The 17,593-nt window shown below is 52.5% G+C and carries 12 protein-coding genes; 10 read left to right on the top strand and 2 right to left on the bottom strand.

Features of this window, described 5'->3' with window-relative positions; translation table 11 throughout:
• The first annotated feature begins 136 nt into the window (after positions 1 to 136).
• The 7 genes from gor to gltX all read left to right on the top strand — a co-directional run bounded on the left by gor (position 137) and on the right by gltX (position 9,318).
• On the top strand, positions 137 to 1,516 hold the full coding sequence (gor, locus tag PsAD26_RS13275; RefSeq protein WP_063310805.1) for a glutathione-disulfide reductase: 1,380 nt from the start codon (positions 137 to 139) through the stop codon (positions 1,514 to 1,516).
• 99 nt (positions 1,517 to 1,615) lie between these two features.
• Positions 1,616 to 2,242: a gamma-glutamylcyclotransferase family protein gene (locus PsAD26_RS13280; RefSeq protein ID WP_063310806.1), complete on the top strand. Its 627-nt coding sequence runs from the start codon at positions 1,616 to 1,618 to the stop codon at positions 2,240 to 2,242.
• Positions 2,243 to 2,594: 352 nt separating this feature from the next.
• Entirely contained in the window at positions 2,595 to 3,965 is a 1,371-nt protein-coding gene (locus PsAD26_RS13285; protein ID WP_063310807.1) for a 3-deoxy-7-phosphoheptulonate synthase class II, read from the top strand.
• 165 nt (positions 3,966 to 4,130) lie between these two features.
• Complete coding sequence (locus tag PsAD26_RS13290) at positions 4,131 to 4,655, top strand: response regulator (RefSeq protein WP_208860384.1); 525 nt, start codon at positions 4,131 to 4,133, stop codon at positions 4,653 to 4,655.
• Positions 4,656 to 4,809: 154 nt separating this feature from the next.
• A complete protein-coding gene (locus PsAD26_RS13295) occupies positions 4,810 to 6,477 on the top strand; it encodes an NAD+ synthase (RefSeq protein WP_153041501.1) in 1,668 nt (555 codons plus the stop codon).
• A gap of 124 nt (positions 6,478 to 6,601) precedes the next feature.
• Positions 6,602 to 7,822, top strand: a complete 1,221-nt coding sequence (locus PsAD26_RS13300; protein WP_063310809.1) for an MFS transporter — start codon at positions 6,602 to 6,604, stop codon at positions 7,820 to 7,822.
• A gap of 131 nt (positions 7,823 to 7,953) precedes the next feature.
• Entirely contained in the window at positions 7,954 to 9,318 is a 1,365-nt protein-coding gene (gene gltX, locus PsAD26_RS13305; protein ID WP_063310810.1) for a glutamate--tRNA ligase, read from the top strand.
• On the opposite strand, the gene PsAD26_RS13310 is transcribed toward gltX, so the two are convergent.
• Complete coding sequence (locus tag PsAD26_RS13310) at positions 9,281 to 10,333, bottom strand: DUF2865 domain-containing protein (protein ID WP_063310811.1); 1,053 nt, start codon at positions 10,331 to 10,333, stop codon at positions 9,281 to 9,283. The two genes, gltX and PsAD26_RS13310, sit on opposite strands and share 38 nt — an antisense overlap.
• A gap of 261 nt (positions 10,334 to 10,594) precedes the next feature.
• On the opposite strand from PsAD26_RS13310, the gene PsAD26_RS13315 reads away from it, so the two are divergent.
• Positions 10,595 to 11,062 carry a CreA family protein gene (locus PsAD26_RS13315; protein ID WP_208985685.1) on the top strand — a complete coding sequence of 156 codons (468 nt, stop codon included), beginning with the start codon at positions 10,595 to 10,597 and terminating at the stop codon, positions 11,060 to 11,062.
• 1,080 nt (positions 11,063 to 12,142) lie between these two features.
• Here PsAD26_RS13315 and PsAD26_RS13320 read toward each other — a convergent pair.
• Positions 12,143 to 14,023, bottom strand: coding sequence for a L,D-transpeptidase family protein (locus PsAD26_RS13320; protein WP_063310812.1), 1,881 nt, complete (start codon positions 14,021 to 14,023; stop codon positions 12,143 to 12,145).
• 278 nt (positions 14,024 to 14,301) lie between these two features.
• Here PsAD26_RS13320 and cysS point away from each other — a divergent pair, with 278 nt between their 5' ends.
• Both cysS and cimA read left to right on the top strand, forming a co-directional pair.
• Entirely contained in the window at positions 14,302 to 15,753 is a 1,452-nt protein-coding gene (gene cysS, locus PsAD26_RS13325) for a cysteine--tRNA ligase (RefSeq protein ID WP_063310813.1), read from the top strand.
• A gap of 212 nt (positions 15,754 to 15,965) precedes the next feature.
• Complete coding sequence (cimA, locus tag PsAD26_RS13330) at positions 15,966 to 17,570, top strand: citramalate synthase (protein WP_063310814.1); 1,605 nt, start codon at positions 15,966 to 15,968, stop codon at positions 17,568 to 17,570.
• Positions 17,571 to 17,593: the final 23 nt, after the last annotated feature.

The raw sequence follows: 17,593 nt of genomic DNA on the forward strand, positions 1-17,593 counted from the left end.
ACAGTTAGATCAGATACGCCCCTTGAAATTTGGGCGTATCTGGCCCAAATCTGAGCCTACGTTTTTATAAGACAAGACCTTAGAGCGTAACGAAACGTCGTTGCATAAGGTTTATTGCAAACGAAAGTGGGCTGTAATGACTAATTTCGACTACGATCTCTTTGTTATTGGGGCCGGTTCAGGCGGCGTACGTGCAGCGCGTATCGCTGCAACCCATGGCGCCCGTGTCGGTATTGCTGAAGAATTTCGCTACGGTGGGACCTGTGTTATCCGCGGCTGCGTTCCCAAAAAACTCTTTGTTTATGCCTCCAAATTCACTGAAGAATTTGCAAATGCTGACGGTTATGGCTGGAGTCTGAACGGCACGCCAACCTTCGACTTTGATAAGCTTGTCGAGAACAAAGACAAGGAAATTACCCGTCTGGAAGGTATTTATCGCCGCAATCTCGATAAATCCGGCGTAGAGCTGCATGACAGTCGCGCAGTGATTGAAGGCCCGAACACCGTTCGCTTGCTTTCTACCGATCAGGTTATCACTGCTGAGCGCATTCTTGTCGCTGTCGGTGCAACTCCAAATGTTGACGCTGGCCTTGTTGGCTGTGAGCACACCATCACATCCAATGAAGCTTTCCATCTCTCTGAGTTTCCGAAACGGACAGTCGTCGTCGGCGGTGGTTATATCGCTGTTGAGTTCGCTGGCATTTTCAACGGTATGGGGTCAGAGACCACGCTTCTGTATCGCGGTGAAGAAATCCTGCGTGGTTTTGATATGGACCTGCGCACTGGCCTGCATGAGCAGATGGTGGAAAAGGGCATCACCGTTAAAACCAAGTCCACCATTGCATCCATTGAGAAGCATGAGGGCGGTCTGACAGTCACGACACACGCTGGTGAAGTTATTGAAGCCGATCAGGTTCTCTACGCAATCGGTCGTCGCCCGAACACGGCAGGCCTTGGCCTGGAAGACGCTGGTGTTGAGCTCGATAAAGCAGGTGCAATCGTCGTAACCCCACAGAGCCAGAGTTCTGTACCAAGCATCTTTGCTGTGGGCGATGTCACCAACCGTGCCAACCTGACCCCAGTGGCTATTCGTGAAGGTCACGCCTTCGCCGATAGCACCTATGGTGGCAAGGAGTGGCATGTCGATCACTCCATGATCCCGACCGCAGTCTTCTCTCAGCCTGAGATTGGTACGGCAGGTCTGACGCAGGAAGAAGCTGAGGCGCGCTTCGACAACATCGATATCTATTCCTCATCCTTCCGTCCGATGAAGAACACCCTGTCCGGCAAACCTGGCAAGATGTTCCTCAAGATGCTGGTGGATGCGGATACCGACAAAATCCTCGGCATTCACATCATGGGGCCAGATTCAGGCGAGCTGATCCAGATCATCGGTGTCACTCTATCCATGGGCGCTACCAAGGCGGACTATGATCGCACCATTGCAGTGCATCCAACTGCTGCGGAAGAATTGGTGACAATGCGCGAACCATCTGAGCGTATCCGCAAGAATTAAACTTTAGTTGACTTCCAAAGAACCGCAGGTCCTTGCTAGCGGTTCTTTTTTGTCTTGCTGCCGGAGCAGGGCATCTTTCTCGTTTTGATAGGAATACCCGTGACTGACCTCACACAGGACCAGATTTGCTATTTTGGTTATGGCTCACTCGTAAATGAAGAAACATTGCCCGCAGGCACGACAGTGGTAGCCGGACAGCTGAGTGGCTGGAAGCGGGAATGGCGTGGCTGCTCCAAAGGCAAAGAAGGCAATGGCCGCATGTCAGGCGTTGGTGTTTGCGCATTAGGTGCCCGTCGTGAAGAGGGCTCTGTCATTCGTGGTGCGATGGTGCTTGATACAAAAGCAAACCTGCCTGCGCTGGATAAACGTGAATGGCATTATAACCGCAAATCCCTCAGTGATGATAGTTTCGTGCCCGATTGTGGCAGGCAGATGCCATCAGACACGTTCCTTTATCAGGTGCAGGATCAATACGCGCACTGGGGCAATGACGAGCACCCAATCCTGCAAAGTTATGTTGACTGCGTCATGGCTGGATTCCATCGCCTGTGGGGTCATGAAGGGTTGTTGCACTTCATGGAAACCACGGACGGCTGGGATCGTGTACCAATTCTAAATGATCGTGCAGAGCCGTTTTATCCGCGTGCCATTGTCTTGTCCAAAGAACTTGCGGGCACGATTGACGATCTGCTGAAATCTGTGAATGCTCAATATTTAAATCGCTGAAATTAGGTTCATGGTTCGCGAGTGTGAACGCTTCATGTATCTTTACACAAGTGTTCATCTGCGATCTTGAAGGGTGCTTTGAAATAATTATCTATCAAGTTCTAATTTGTTAGAACATAGTAGCTCTAAAGCAGATTGGTTTGATGGATTCTCATAAGGCCTGATTTTTTTGAGGTATCCTCAACCTACAGCCATAAAACAACGTATACGTCCCCCTAGTCAGATAAACGGGCTGCGTGTATAAGCCTTTCTGGGCTTTTGTCTCATGATGAGAACAGCTCAAAGAATTAACGCTGCCAAAGAGAGGCGCATAGGGCGCGCTGGCAGCATTCCGTATTGATGGAGTTTTAAAATGGCGGACAAATGGACACCGGATTCCTGGCGATCAAAACCGATCGTGCAGGTACCGGACTATCCAGATAAGGAAGCAGTGGCAGACGTTGAAAGTCGCCTAGCAACTTATCCGCCGCTCGTGTTTGCAGGTGAGGCGCGCAAGTTGAAAGCGCAGCTCGCTGATGTTGCCGAGGGGCGTGGATTCCTCTTGCAAGGTGGTGATTGTGCGGAGAGCTTTGCAGAGCATCACGCTGATCACATTCGCGACTTTTTTAGAGCATTCCTGCAAATGGCCGTGGCGCTCACCTATGGTGCGCAGCAGCCAGTTGTAAAAGTGGGCCGTATTGCTGGTCAGTTTGCAAAACCGCGTTCTTCCAATATTGAGAAGAAGGGCGATATTGAACTGCCTAGCTACCGTGGTGACATCATCAACGGTATCGAGTTCAACGAAGACTCTCGTATTCCAGACCCTGAGCGTCAGGTGAAAGCCTACCGTCAGTCTGCTGCGACGTTGAATCTGATCCGTGCGTTCGCGCAAGGTGGCTTTGCCAATCTGGATCACGTCCATCAGTGGATGCTCGGCTTCGTAAAAGACAGCCCGCAGGCACATCGTTATCAGGAAATGGCCGATCGTATTTCCGACGCCGTCTCCTTCATGCGTGCTTGCGGTGTTGATCCCGACAATACACCACAGCTGCGTTCCACCGATTTCTTCACCAGCCATGAAGCATTGCTTCTGGGCTACGAGGAAGCGCTGACACGCATCGATTCCACTACTGGCGAATGTTACGCAACATCCGGCCATATGCTCTGGATCGGTGATCGTACGCGTCAGTTGGATCATGCACATGTTGAATTCTTCCGTGGCATCAAGAACCCGATTGGCCTCAAATGTGGTCCATCTCTTGATCCTGAAGAGCTGATCAAGCTGATCGACGTTCTGAATCCTGAAAACGAAGCTGGTCGTCTGACACTGATCACCCGTTTCGGTCAGGACAAGGTGTTCGAACATCTCCCAGCTATGGTACGCGCTGTTGAGCGTGAGGGTAAGAAAGTTGTTTGGTCTTGTGACCCGATGCACGGCAATACCATCACTGCAAACGGATACAAAACGCGTCCGTTCGAGCGTATTCTGCGTGAAGTAGAAGCATTCTTCGCGGTTCACCGCGCTGAAGGCACTCATGCAGGTGGCGTTCACGTCGAAATGACTGGCCGTAATGTAACCGAGTGTACCGGTGGTGCACGCGCACTGTCCGCAGAGCAGCTCGGTGATCGTTACCATACTCATTGCGATCCTCGCCTCAACGCGGATCAGGCTCTGGAGCTGGCGTTCACGATCGCGGAGAACCTCAGAAAAGAGTCTGACACGCGCCTTGCAGTGAACACTTAACTCTATCTAGAGTATTCATATGATGACCAGGGGTTGCACATTGTGCAGCCCCTCTTTTTTTGATAAATATTCATATGCGAGGCACATAGAAAATTGGAATGATGTGCCTTCTGCCTTTAGCTGCTCGGTGTATTTCTAGGTTTTTTCGCCCTCAGGGAGAGTTTGTTGCTTCAGAGCGATTCTTTGTTGTCTGGCTATTCAATCCTTATTGTGGATGACAACAACTATATGCGCTCAATTTTGCGCACTATGATCTCCGGCTTTGGCGTGCGTTCCATCTATGAAGCAGGGGACGGTGCCGATGCGATCGCAATCTTGCTCGACCGCAGGCCCGATATTGTGCTGTGCGATTGGATCATGCACCCGATTGATGGCAATGACTTCCTTCGCATCCTCCGCCAGGACGAAGACTCTGAGATCGCCAAAACCCCTGTAATCGTTATTACCGCTGATTCCCGCCGCTCCGTTGTCGTGGCAGCACGTAATGCTGGCGTAAATTACTTCCTTGCCAAACCAATTGCGCCCGCAATTCTGTATGATCGCCTGAAGGCCATCGTCATGCAGGGGGATGAGCCTATTCAGGCCAGAGACATGGCACAAATGCCAATGGGCACAAGGTTGCAACAGCATCTGGACCTCATGGCCAAAGCGAAAGATTCTGGGCAGGTGAAGAAGAAGTCGTCAGATTGATTTTCACCCTGTGAATCCCTTCCTCAACCGTCAACTATGTGATGGATCGACTTTTCTCTGCTACAAAAACGCGGTACATGAGAACCAAAGCTATTAAAGCTTGAAGTAAACAGGGCCACCCCTTCCATCCACTAAAGCCTTTGAAGTTTATATGATGATTAAAGACCAGTTCCGTTTGGCCGTCGTACAGGCCAACCCTTGCCTTGGTGATATCTCCGGTAATGCTGAGAAAGTGCGTCATCACCGAAAGCTGGCCGCCGAACAAGGCGCTGATCTGGTTTTGTATTCTGAGCTGTTTCTGGCTGGCTATCCGCCAGAGGATCTGGTCTTGAAGCCAGCCTTCGTAGCTGCCTGTAAGCATGAACTGGAAGGCTTGGCCAAAGAAACGGCTGATGGTGGTCCCGCGCTGCTCGTTGGCCTCCCATGGGCCGAAGAGGATAAGCTCTACAACGCCGTCGCACTGCTCGACAACGGCAACATTGAGGGCCTGCGTTACAAGGTCGACCTGCCAAACTATGGCGTTTTCGATGAAAAGCGTGTCTTTGATGCTGGGCCCAATCCGGGGCCGATGAGTTTTCGCGGTGTGCGCCTTGGCGTTCCGATTTGTGAAGACACATGGTCCGATGAGGTTTGCGAATGTCTGGAAGAGACAGGCGCTGAAATTCTGCTGGTTCCAAATGCTTCGCCATACAACCGCGATAAAATTGATGAGCGCATGCAGATCATGCTCTCTCGCGTTGTCGAAACGGGCCTTCCGCTCGTGTATTGCAATCAGGTTGGCGGTCAGGATGAGCTCGTGTTTGACGGCGCATCCTTCGCCCTCAATCATGATCGCTCATTGGTGATGCAACTCGGTCAGTTCACCGAGGAAACAGATTACCTCGACTTCAATAAAGATGCAGAAGGTCTGTGGTTCGCAAAACCAACTCACATCGTTCCAATGCCAGATACACAGGAAGCAGACTGGCTTGCGTGTGTCCTTGGCCTCAAAGACTATGTGAACAAGAACGGCTTCCCGGGCGTTGTACTTGGCCTGTCCGGCGGTATTGATAGCGCGATCTGTGCGGCCATGGCCGTTGACGCTCTGGGCGCTGATCGTGTTCACTGCATAATGCTACCATACCGCTACACCTCCGATGAAAGCATCAAGGACGCCAAGGCCTGCGCAGATGCACTTGGGGTAAAGTACGATACCATTCCAATCGCAGAGCCTGTCGAGGGCTTCCAGCAGACGCTGGCTGGCGTATTTGCAGGCACTGAGAGCGGTATCACCGAGGAAAACCTCCAGTCCCGTTCTCGCGGTGTCATCCTTATGGCTGTCTCCAACAAATTCGGCTCCATGGTTGTGACCACCGGCAACAAGTCAGAAATGTCTGTCGGCTACGCCACCCTTTATGGGGATATGAATGGCGGCTTCAACCCGATCAAGGATCTTTACAAGACCGAGGTTTATCGTCTGTCTGACTGGCGCAACAAAAACCATCCGGCAGGTGTTATGGGGCCAGCGGGTGAAGTGATCCCGAACAACATCATCGTCAAAGCGCCAACAGCTGAGCTGCGTGAAAACCAGACCGATCAGGACAGCCTGCCTGAGTACGATGTTCTGGATGACATCCTGCATTGTCTCGTTGAAAAAGAGTTGAGCCTTGACGAGATCGCCAAGCGCGGCCACTCTGTAGAAACCATCCATCGAGTCGAACACCTTCTTTACATCGCAGAGTACAAGCGTCGTCAGGCTGCACCGGGTGTCAAAATCACACTAAAGAACTTTGGGCGCGATCGTCGCTACCCAATCACCAACCGTTTCCGGGATCGAACCTAGAACCACATGCGGCTTGAGATCTTACTTTAAGAGCAAGCAAGCCGCGCTCTGGACTTGATCTCTGGTGCTCAGGCAAGCATCACGCCTTGCCTGAATCACTTTCTACGCTTTTTAGGTTAAGTCTATGACTTTCTTCCAATTTCTCCAGCGCAACCTGCGCTGGGTCGCGGGCGGGTTTCTTCTCGGGTTTGGCTCCAGCTTTGGTCAAACCTTCTTCATCGCGCAATTTTCCTCCCAGATCCGTGAGACCTATAGCCTCTCTCACGGTGATTTCGGCTCAATTTACATGTTCGCGACACTGGCAAGTGCTGCAACGCTCATCTATTTGGGCAGGATAGTCGATTATTATCGCCCTGTGGTCGTCGGGTGTGCTGCAATTATCATTCTTGCCGGATTCAGTTTCTTAATGAGCTGGCATAACTCCATCATATTACTTGCAATTTGCCTCTATGGTCTACGTCTGTTCGGGCAGGGCATGCTCCCCCATACTTCGCAGACAGCCATGTCGCGCTGGTTTCATGGCTCCAGAGGGAAGGCACTCAGCCTGGCCTCTTTTGGCAACATGGCAGGCGAAGCGCTTTTGCCATTGGCCGCTGTCTCGCTCATGGTCGCATTCTCATGGCGGGATCTCTGGTCCGCAGCGGGCATAACGCTTCTCGTCTTCTTCCTTCCTCTGGCTTATCTGACCCTCAAGAAGGACCGGACACCGGAAAACCCGCTTGAGTCTTCAGGTTCAAATGGTCCTGCTGTGAGCTGGACCAGAAAGCAGGTGATGTCGGACTGGCGGTTCTGGGTGGTTATGACAGCCGTGCTCGCTGTACCGTTTCTTGTCACGGGCCTCATGTTCCATCAGGTCCACTTCATGGAAGCAAAGGGCTGGGCGCGGACTGTGATCCCGTCCTATCTGCCAGTCTATGCAGCGGCTGGTGCTGTGTTCTCTATGACTGCTGGTATGTTGATTGACCGTTTCTCAGCCGTCTCATTGCTCCCGCTTTCTGTTGTTCCTCTTGGTGTGAGTGTGCTTGTGTTTGCCTTTGGCGGCGAAGAGTACTTTGTGCCAATTGCTATGATCATCCTCGCCATAACCGTTGGCTCCTGGGGGGCGATTGCCTCTGCTGTTTTGGCAGAACTTTATGGAACAGCTCATCTGGGGTCTATCCGTGCAGTGTATTCGGCGATGATGGTCTTCGCATCCGCGCTGGCTCCCGGACTGATGGGCGTTCTTCTGGATAACGGTATTGAGCTGGACACTCAGTTTGCATTCTCCAGCCTTTATTGCTTCGGCCTGGGCTTGGTTTTGTTTGCTGTAAAGCCACAGCTGATGCTGGTTCGTTCTCCAGCTTGAATTCAGCAAAAGCCGGTAACAGAACCTAAAACCCGAGATATTCCGTAGGTATCGGAGATTGGCTGGTTGACCCGTACCGGCCAACGCGATACCCGAGTGTCAAACTTGTTTATTGATGAGAAGGCTCAGCCATGAGTGTTACTGTTCGCTTCGCGCCATCTCCGACTGGTCACATCCATATCGGCAATGTGCGCCCGGCGCTTTTCAACTATCTCTTTGCTAAGAAGCAGGGCGGCAATTTCGTTCTGCGCTATGACGATACTGACGTGCAACGCTCTAAAGAAGAGTATGCAGTTGGTATTGCTGAAGACTTGAAGTGGCTGGGTATCAACCCTGATCGCGTGGAAAAACAATCCGAGCGTTTTGCATTGTATGATGCAGCAGCTGCCAAGCTGAAAGACGCAGGCCTCCTTTACCCATGCTATGAAACGCCGGAAGAGCTGGAACGCCGCCGTAACCGTGCGCGTGCTCTGGGTCGTCCTCCTGTTTATGACCGTGCGGGCCTGAAGCTTACTGATGAGCAGATTGCTGCATATGAAGCAGAAGGCCGCAAACCACACTGGCGCTTCAAACTGCCAAACCACGCAGAAGGCGATGCGTTCTCCACTGTCAGAACAGACGTGCATTGGAATGATGTGATCCGTGGTCGTCAGACCGTTGATCTTGCCTCCCTGTCTGATCCTGTGCTGATCCGTGCAGATGGCACGTACCTCTACACGCTGCCATCCATCGTGGATGATGCGGATATGGGCATCACGCACGTCATTCGCGGGGAAGACCACATTGCCAACACTGGTGTTCAGATTGCCATATTCCAGGCATTGGGGGCACAAGTTCCTGAGTTTGGTCACCATAACCTGCTGACCACTGCATCAGGTGAGGGGCTTTCCAAACGCTCTGGCGCCCTGTCTATCCGCTCACTGCGGGAAGAAGGCTATGAGCCAATGGCAGTCTGCTCCCTTGCAGTGCTGACAGGTACAAGTCACGCAGTTGAACCAGCTCCAACCATGGAAGCTCTGGCAGACATGCTCGACTTCTCCGGCATCTCCAAGTCTGCTGCAAAGTTTGACCCGGAAGATGTGGGCCACCTGACTGCAAAACTCGTCCATGCCATGAGCTTTGCCGATGTCGCCGACCGCCTGAAAGCAGATGGCGTTGAAGGGGATGAAGCGTTCTGGACTGCGATTAAAGAAAATTGCTCCACCGTAAGCGATGCGAAAACATGGTGGGAGCTGATCGTTGGGTCTGCCACGCCAGACATTGCCGAGGAAGACAAGGACTTCATCACTCAGGCCACAGCTCTGCTTCCGCAAGAGCCATGGACCGAGGAAACATGGGGCGAGTGGACCAAAGCTGTCAAAGCTGAAACAGGCCGCAAAGGCAAAGGTCTGTTCATGCCACTGCGCAAAGCAATTACAGGTCTGGCACACGGTCCAGACCTGAAGAACATGCTACCTCTTATCGGTCGGGAAAAAACTTTGGCCCGACTTTCCTGATAGGGCCTGTGCGGGGTTCAACCTCGCGCGGCACAAATTTCTTCTGAACAAGTGGAGGCTCAGAGATATCACTCTGGGCCTCTGTTGCATCTACGGTCTGACGCAGCTCACTCTGGTTCGGAATGGCAGGGTAGGTCGCTGTTGCGCCCGGTGTCAGATCTTCCAGCTGATTACCCGGAAGGGCCTGCTCCAGAGGTGGGATCGCAGGTGATGGCTCCAGATTGCCAAGCTGTCCACCTGCTGCATCACAGGAACAAGCCGGGTTGTTCTGCTGTCTGAACAGATAGGCATTGGCAAGGGACGTATAAGGCGCACCAGACAACGAGCGCATCTGCGCAGGTGTTTCCTGAGGAACCTGGAAGACATAAAGCTCAGTGTCCTGACTTGGACACAGCGCCTGACAAATCTCTCCATCTTCCGTCAGATCTTCTGCACTAGAATTCGGATTGATCGGGAAGTAGTAGCCATCACACTTGCGCACACACATGGTCGCATATTGCTGACCACCGGAGGAGAAACCAGCGGTAGAACGTGGCTCCAGCTGCAAAGGCTGATTGGCCTGTGCCGGCGTCAGTGGCTGGACTCGCTGGTCAGAACGATCTGAACAGTTCAGATCAACCAGCGCCTGCTTCACTTCAGTAAGCCGGTCCTGCAACACGCTGGAATACAGTTCCTGTTGTCTCTGACTGTCCAGATAGGTCAGATTCTCATTCATCTGCTGCAAAGAAGAGCTCAGTTGCTGGCACTGTGGAGGGCCAAAGGAACCATCACAGCCAAAATTGGACATCTGAGACTGTACGTTGCGGATATGAACCAGCTGCTCTTCATAGGCTGTTTGCCAACTGTTAGAGCTGCCATTGCTTTCGACCTGCTCAGAAAGCTCGATAAACTCCGTCTCAAGCCTGTCGCACACCTGAGGGCGCGCAAACGCACTCCCGGTCCAAATAAGGGAGGCGCCAAGGGCAAGAGCCACGGCTGCGCATGAGTGCGCGAAGGGGAGTCTGGAAATGGTCATAGCCCGCAATACTGGTTTCCTCAGAGAAGTCTTAGAGATAAGCTATTCTATGGCCTTATTGGGGCAAAACCAACGGATTCCGGTAGGTTTTACAAAAATCTCTGGTTCTCTTGCTGGTAGTTGCCAAAAAACCTCCTATATCGGGAGTGATTTGATTTGTTCTTTTGAAAATGGAGGGGAGCCGTGCAGATCTCTGCGCTTGGAAAAACAGTCCTGAAAATAGTGAGCAACGTGACTGTGGTACTTGGAGTAACGCTGGGGATGCTTGGCACCACTGCGCAGGCACAGGAGCCGGACCTGATCTTCAAGAAGTCAACCGTCTGGAAGCTCTTGAGCCCGGACCACAAGCTGGCGACCTATGCACTGGATGACCCGGAAGTCGAAGGCGTTGCCTGTCACTTCACAGTGCCTGAAAAAGGTGGCATCTCTGGATGGCTCGGACTGGAAGAAGAAACCTCCGATGTCTCATTGGCTTGTCGTCAGGTTGGACCCATCAAGTTCAAAAGCAAGTTTGAGCAAGGCGATGAAGTCTACCGCCAGAGCCGCTCCCTGTTCTTCAAAAAAATGCGCATCGTCCGTGGCTGTGATGCAAAGCGGAACGTGCTGGTCTATCTGGTGTACTCCGACAAGCTCGTAGAAGGCAGCCCGAAGAACTCGACGTCTACCGTGCCGATCATGCCGTGGGGCGATCAGGTTCCGGAAAAGTGTGCTGACTATCTGGATGACTAAAGCCTGTTCCTGAAAAGTGGCTCCGGTTTTCGGATAAGAATACGCGTAGATTTGACATCTGCGCCTCAAGCACTTTGAGCACCGCTGGGCTATCCCGGCGGTGTTTGTGTTTGAGGATCCCGTTTAACGGGTGGAGCAAGGCGAACAGGCTTTGCCTGCGCTACTTGTAAATAATGTTTCTTCGGCAATGGCTGCTCGCCTCGCCCGGGCCTTTTATCATGAACGCGCGGGCTCCTTCTCGGACAGACGTGAATGACACGTCCCCGTGTCACTGACAGGTTTCCCTGTCATCGACAATTTCTTGTCACCACCGGACGCCCTCCGGAACGACCCCAAACTCCCTATACCACTGTGGCCTCAAAAGGGTATGGCGCTTCACCGGACCTCCCGACACAATACGTTACCTCATGCCGGCAGCCCAACCCCACCCACGCCGCGGAATGGACGGTCCACTCCTGCCCGAATGCGTGGGCACAAGACACAGAGTAAGGCAGCTTTTAGGTGAGGGGGATAAGTTTTGTAAGGCGTAGGCGGTTACCCCAAGTCGTCATCCCGTGCAAGCGAAGCGCGATGCGGGAACCAGCTTCCCACCTCGTCACGTATAGCACTGAATACCGGATCTCCGCGTCGCTCCATCCGGCATGACGGCAAGAGGCACTGCCGCTTGAAGTGCTGCCCCACAGAACCGCCACCGTCATCCCAACATCACCTTGCCAAAAACACAAAACGACCAGCTTGCCGATTTAACTCTTTTAGATGAGTGATATTCACGCAAAGAAAAAGGCAGCGCGAAACGCTGCCCTAAGATTCTCGGGAACTCTCAATTTTGTCAGCACCATCTGAAGAGATGGCTTTGAACTCATGCAGAGTTCATAAACAGGTAAACCGCAAGGAAAATGATCGGGCTTGAGATAGCACTTGCCACAATCATTGCACCCATAGCCTGCTTCAGCATAATCAACCCCCGTTTGAATTATGAAATGCAGCTCTATCGGGGATATGTTAGCACAGCTAATTCAAATATGCACTATTAACCATATCCCTCATAAGAAGCGTGGCAATTTGTGCAGATTTGTCAGGTCAGTAGGTTGAGGCTATCTTTATCTTGAAGGCATCCTGAGAGGTAAGCAGAGCCTCCAGAATCGCTTTGTCCTGCTTGTAAATGTCTTCCCGGAACTGAAGTTCCCCATCATCTCCGGCAAAAGCTGTGTAGTAGCGCAGATGCACTGGCACGGTCTCTTTCAGTTTCAGGCGAACGGTTTTGCCCCGGGCGCGCAGCTTTTCCATTTTGGCGCGGCTGTGGCCGGAACCGGAGAGCAGCACTTCCCCGAATGTAAATGGATCCTGCACCCGGATGCAGCCATGGCTAAACGCACGCTGATCCTTGTTAAACAAGCGCTTGGACGGTGTGTCGTGCAGGTAGATATTATGCTTGTTCGGGAACATGTACTTCACCGCACCGAGAGCGTTTTTCCGCCCAGCCTTCTGGCGGAGTTGATACCCGAACCTGCGTTTGCTGACAGCATTCCAGTTGATCGCCGTCGGATCGACCCGCCGACCATTCTTGTAAACGTTGATCCCGCTGCCAGACAAGGCAGAAGCATTCTTGCGCAGCTTGGGCAGATACTCGTTGGTGGCAATGGACCATGGCACCCCCCAGGTGGGATTGATCTCTGCATACTCAAAAGTGTCAGAGAACAAAGGCGTGGCATGGCGAGGCTTACCTACCACCGTGCGGGTCTCATAAAGCACGTTCGTGCCTTCCATCACCCGCACAATCTGTTCAGCCACGTTGACTTTCACATAGCGGCCAGAAGGAAGCGGATCATCCCAGCGCATGCGTTCCAGATTAACTAGGATTTGATCGCGGCGGTCTGTGAGTGAGGCATTCAGCGCTGCCCGGGTCTTCTTGCCAACAACGCCGTCCACGCTCAAACCATGACGTTTCTGGAAGCTTTTTACGAGCGCAACCATATCCTCATTGTAAAAGGCGGGCGCCACGTCTTGCTCTGTGGTGCCGGAGTATCCGGAATAATAGGGCGCATAGCCCTCGGCTTGTAGGCGTTTCTCCAGCTGCGAAATCCGTGCGCCTGTGTCACCGGGCCGGATGCTCGGGCCATCTTCGATGTAGACAGGGTAATCAGAGGTGAGGGCCGCGTTATATCGGGCCAGCTGGTCTTTCAAAAGATCGTAGGACGGGGCCTCTGGCTCAAGGCTGGCAAACAACTGCTCAACAGACCGGGTTTCTTCCAGCTGAGTAAGCATGTCATTCAGCTTTGGAACCTGCGGGGTGATAAATACATTCTTCAGCACCTTAGTCGGGCGCACAACGCCGCCAGCAAGGTGGGCGCCGTAACTGGCAAAAACGTGGGTCAGCTGCAGTTCAACAACAGCGATCTCACGTAAAGTGGCCGTTGCGTTGGACGCTTCCATCACATCCAGAATGGAAGCCAGCTGCCGGACACCATAGGCTTGCGGATCAAGCCCATGGGTTGGGGCCTTGCGAATCTCGTCAATCAAACGGTTGGCAAGCGGCGTCAAAGACTGGTCTTCAAACCAGACAGGGCGGAAGTTGCGTAAGGAGTAAGCCTCTGCCAGGGCATCCACTTGCCGCGAACTAAAACCAGCTTGCTCGATTTCATCTTCAGAAAAGATCAGATCCCGGATGGTTTGCTCCAACTCAGACAGCTCTGACAGGGATGGATCCAGAACCTGTCCGGCAGGTCCGGTGAGATCCGGAGCTTGCAGCTCGTTTTCTGGCAGGACTAAGGGATCAATATCTGGCAGCACAAGGCCGTCCGGGGAAGGCGTGTCAGCTGATGGTGAGGCCGCAGTCTCATTAAAATTCAACGGGTCTATAGGGTTCACAGAGGAGGTGGCATTACCGGTCGCACTTGAAGGCGAACTCATTCCAATCAGACTTGCAGCGACAACGGTGGCACAGATACTCTTGTGAGACACGTTTTACTTCCCTGTTTTTTCTTGGCTTTCCCTTAGAATTGCATCTTCGGGTAGAAATTTTGTATTTAACTTAGTTAGAAATGTGGGTGATCTGGTGAGACTAAGACTTGACCTGTAAGCAACAATCAGCGAAAAGCAACATATGAAAACGGCGATGCACACTTCTTCTTGCACCATCATTATTTGCAGCTAGCGACAACGCTGGCTGTGGCCGTTCTATCCTGCCTTGATTCTGCGTGAGATGAACGCCCGGCCAGCTGGCCAGGAGACGAACCATTATGAGCGCAGACACAGCCCAGGGCGGCAAGGGACTTCTGCTCACCAATACTTTGACACGCACAAAAGAAGCTTTTGTGCCAATGGATGCGTCCAACGTGCGCATGTATGTGTGTGGTCCCACCGTTTATGACTACGCCCATATTGGTAATGCGCGCCCAGTCGTAGTTTTTGACGTTTTGGCCAGATTGCTGCGTCAACTCTATGGCAAAGAGCATGTCACATATGTGCGAAACATCACAGACGTTGAAGATAAAATCAACGAGCGCGCAGCAAACGAAGGTATTTCCATTCGCGAGCTGACCAACAAAACCGCAGCGCAATATCAGGCTGATATGGCTGCGCTGGGGGCACAAACGCCGGATATTGAGCCGCGGGCGACCGAGCACATCGAAGAGATGAAAACGATGATTGAGACACTCGTCGACAAAGGCCATGCCTATGTCGCGGACGAGCATGTCCTCTTCAATGTGCCAAGCATGCCCGAGTACGGCAAACTCTCCAACCGCACACTGGACGAGATGATCGCCGGTGCGCGTGTGGAAGTCGCATCCTACAAAAAAGACCCGACCGACTTCGTGCTTTGGAAGCCATCCAAAGCGGGTGAACCGGGTTGGGAAAGCCCATGCGGCATCAAAACACCAGGTCGTCCGGGCTGGCACATCGAATGTTCCGCAATGTCTGAAAAGCATCTGGGCAAGACCTTTGATATTCATGGCGGCGGTGTCGATCTGACGTTCCCGCATCATGAAAACGAGATTGCACAGTCCAGATGTGCTCACGGCACGAATGCCATGGCAAATGTGTGGATGCACAACGGCTTCCTGCAGGTGGAAGGCGAGAAGATGTCCAAGTCTCTGGGCAACTTCTTCACCGTCCACCAGCTGCTGGACACGGAAGAAGGCGATGGACGCAAATGGTCTGGTCAGGCCATCCGTTATGCTCTGCTTCAAACACAGTATCGTCAGCCAATCGACTTTACATTCAAAAGTCTGGCAGAAGGCGAAAAGCAGCTCACCCGCTGGATTGAGCTGATGAAGAAGCACGGTGTCACAGCACAGGAAAATGGCGCACTGGATGAAGGTGTTCTGGAAGGCCTGAAAGACGACCTGAACACACCACGCGCCTTTGCCGCTCTTCACAAACTGGCCCGCGATGCACGCGGGGGAGATGCAGACGCAGCACAGAAATTAGCTAATTCTATCAAGTTCTTGGGCTTTGATCTTGAATCATTTTCCAAAGTACAGGAAGAAGAAAAAGCTGAAGCAGATGCCTCTCCGGAGCTGAAGGCCAAAGTGGAAGAGCTGATTGCAAAACGTCTGGATGCCCGCAAGGCAAAAGACTTTGCTGAAAGCGACCGCATCCGCGATGAGCTGGCAGCCGACGGCATTGTGCTCAAAGACATGAAAAACAAGGAAACAGGTGAGATCGAGACCACCTGGTCCTGCGCTTAACGGCAACTAAGGCCATGGACTACGCAGATACCACAAGGAAACTTGAAGTCTGCTCCATGGTTCTGTTCGGGATAACCCGTTAGGCTTGCTAAGTTTTCTCAAGGCGCCTGCAATACGTGCCTTGAGAAATCCTACGGAGATAAAAGGGAAACCTCCGTCACATGAGGGGAGCCTGAGGTTGAACTCAGGACAATAAGCAGGGTAGGCATACTATGACGAAAGAGCGTCTGTATCTTTTCGACACGACATTGCGCGATGGGGCTCAGACCTCCGGCATTGATTTCTCCGTGGACGAAAAAATTGCCATTACCGACTTATTGGAGAGACTGGGTGTCGACTATATTGAAGGCGGTTACCCAGGTGCAAACCCAACAGATACAAAGTTCTTCTCCGAAAAAAGAACAAAGAAAGCGACCTTCACCGCGTTCGGCATGACCAAGCGCGCTGGGCGCTCTGTCAGCAATGACCCAGGCGTTCAGATGGTCCTCCAGTCCGCTGCGGATGCCACATGTTATGTGGCAAAAAGCTGGGATTACCACGTTGATGTTGCCCTGAAGTGTACCAACGAGGAAAATCTGGAAAGCATCGCAGACACGGTCAAAGCCTCCGTTGAGGCGGGCAAAGAAGCCATGATCGACTGTGAGCACTTCTTTGACGGTTACAAAGCAAATCCAGACTACGCTCTGGCCTGCGCACAAACTGCTTTTGAAGCTGGTGCGCGCTGGGTGGTTCTGTGCGACACCAATGGTGGCACGCTTCCACACGAAGTCACGCAGATCGTCAATGCAGTGATGCAAGTGGTGCCGGGCAGCAATCTGGGCATCCACGCCCATGATGACACCGGCCACGCTGTCGCAAACACACTGGCTGCTGTTGTTGCGGGTGTCCGTCAGGTGCAGGGAACGCTCAACGGCATCGGTGAGCGCTGCGGCAATGCCAATATCATCACTCTGATCCCGAATATGCTGCTGAAGAAGCCGTATCGTGATCTGGTTGAACTTGGCATCCAAGTTGAAGACCTGACAGAATTAACTGCAATATCAAGGAGTTTTGACGAGATCTTGAATCGATCTTCCAACGTCCACGCTCCTTATGTCGGCGCCAATGCCTTCGCCACCAAAGCAGGCATTCACGCCTCTGCCATCCTCAAGAATCCAGATACCTACGAGCACATCCCGCCAGAAATGGTCGGCAATCAGCGCCGTGTACTTGTCTCCGATCAGGCTGGAAAGTCCAACCTGCTTAACGAGCTGAAACGCCTCGGCGTTGAAGCTGACAAAGCCGATCCACGTCTCGATCGTCTGTTGGCTGAAGTGAAAGAACTGGAAGCTCAGGGCTTTGCCTATGAAGCCGCAGACGCCTCCTTCGAGCTGCTTGCCCGCAGACGACTGCATTCCGTGCCAGACTACTTCGACGTCCTGTCCTTCCGCACTGGCGTCGAGCGCCGTTATAATGCGCTGGGCGAGCGTGTCACCGTCTCTGAAGCGGTCGTGAAGGTGGAAGTGGATGGTGAGAATTTCATGTCTGTCGCAGAGGGTAATGGTCCGGTCAACGCGCTCGACCTGTCGCTGCGCAAGGACCTTGGCAAATACCAAAGCCTGATAGCTGACCTTGAGCTAATAGACTATAAAGTGCGAATATTGAACGGTGGCACCAGCGCGATTACACGTGTTCTCATAGAAAGCCAGAACAAGAAAACCGGCAAACGCTGGTTCACAGTCGGCGTCTCTGAAAACATCGTAGATGCATCCTTCCAGGCTCTGGTCGATTCCGTTCGTTATTGCATTTTCAAAGCGAATGAGCTGGAAACAGTCTGATAAAGACTGCCAAAGGCTTTTGA

The sequence above is a fragment of the Pseudovibrio sp. Ad26 genome (assembly GCF_001623285.1).
Classification (GTDB): Bacteria; Pseudomonadota; Alphaproteobacteria; order Rhizobiales; family Stappiaceae; genus Pseudovibrio; species Pseudovibrio ascidiaceicola.

What these genes read in the sequence shown, in the direction of transcription:
- gor (WP_063310805.1), top strand. Translation starts at nt 137, where the DNA reads ATGACTAATTTCGACTACGATCTCTTTGTTATTGGGGCCGGTTCAGGC.
- PsAD26_RS13285 (WP_063310807.1), top strand. Translation starts at nt 2,595, where the DNA reads ATGGCGGACAAATGGACACCGGATTCCTGGCGATCAAAACCGATCGTG.
- PsAD26_RS13295 (WP_153041501.1), top strand. Translation starts at nt 4,810, where the DNA reads ATGATTAAAGACCAGTTCCGTTTGGCCGTCGTACAGGCCAACCCTTGC.
- PsAD26_RS13300 (WP_063310809.1), top strand. Translation starts at nt 6,602, where the DNA reads ATGACTTTCTTCCAATTTCTCCAGCGCAACCTGCGCTGGGTCGCGGGC.
- gltX (WP_063310810.1), top strand. Translation starts at nt 7,954, where the DNA reads ATGAGTGTTACTGTTCGCTTCGCGCCATCTCCGACTGGTCACATCCAT.
- PsAD26_RS13310 (WP_063310811.1), bottom strand. Translation starts at nt 10,333, where the DNA reads ATGACCATTTCCAGACTCCCCTTCGCGCACTCATGCGCAGCCGTGGCT.
- PsAD26_RS13315 (WP_208985685.1), top strand. Translation starts at nt 10,595, where the DNA reads ATGCTTGGCACCACTGCGCAGGCACAGGAGCCGGACCTGATCTTCAAG.
- cysS (WP_063310813.1), top strand. Translation starts at nt 14,302, where the DNA reads ATGAGCGCAGACACAGCCCAGGGCGGCAAGGGACTTCTGCTCACCAAT.
- cimA (WP_063310814.1), top strand. Translation starts at nt 15,966, where the DNA reads ATGACGAAAGAGCGTCTGTATCTTTTCGACACGACATTGCGCGATGGG.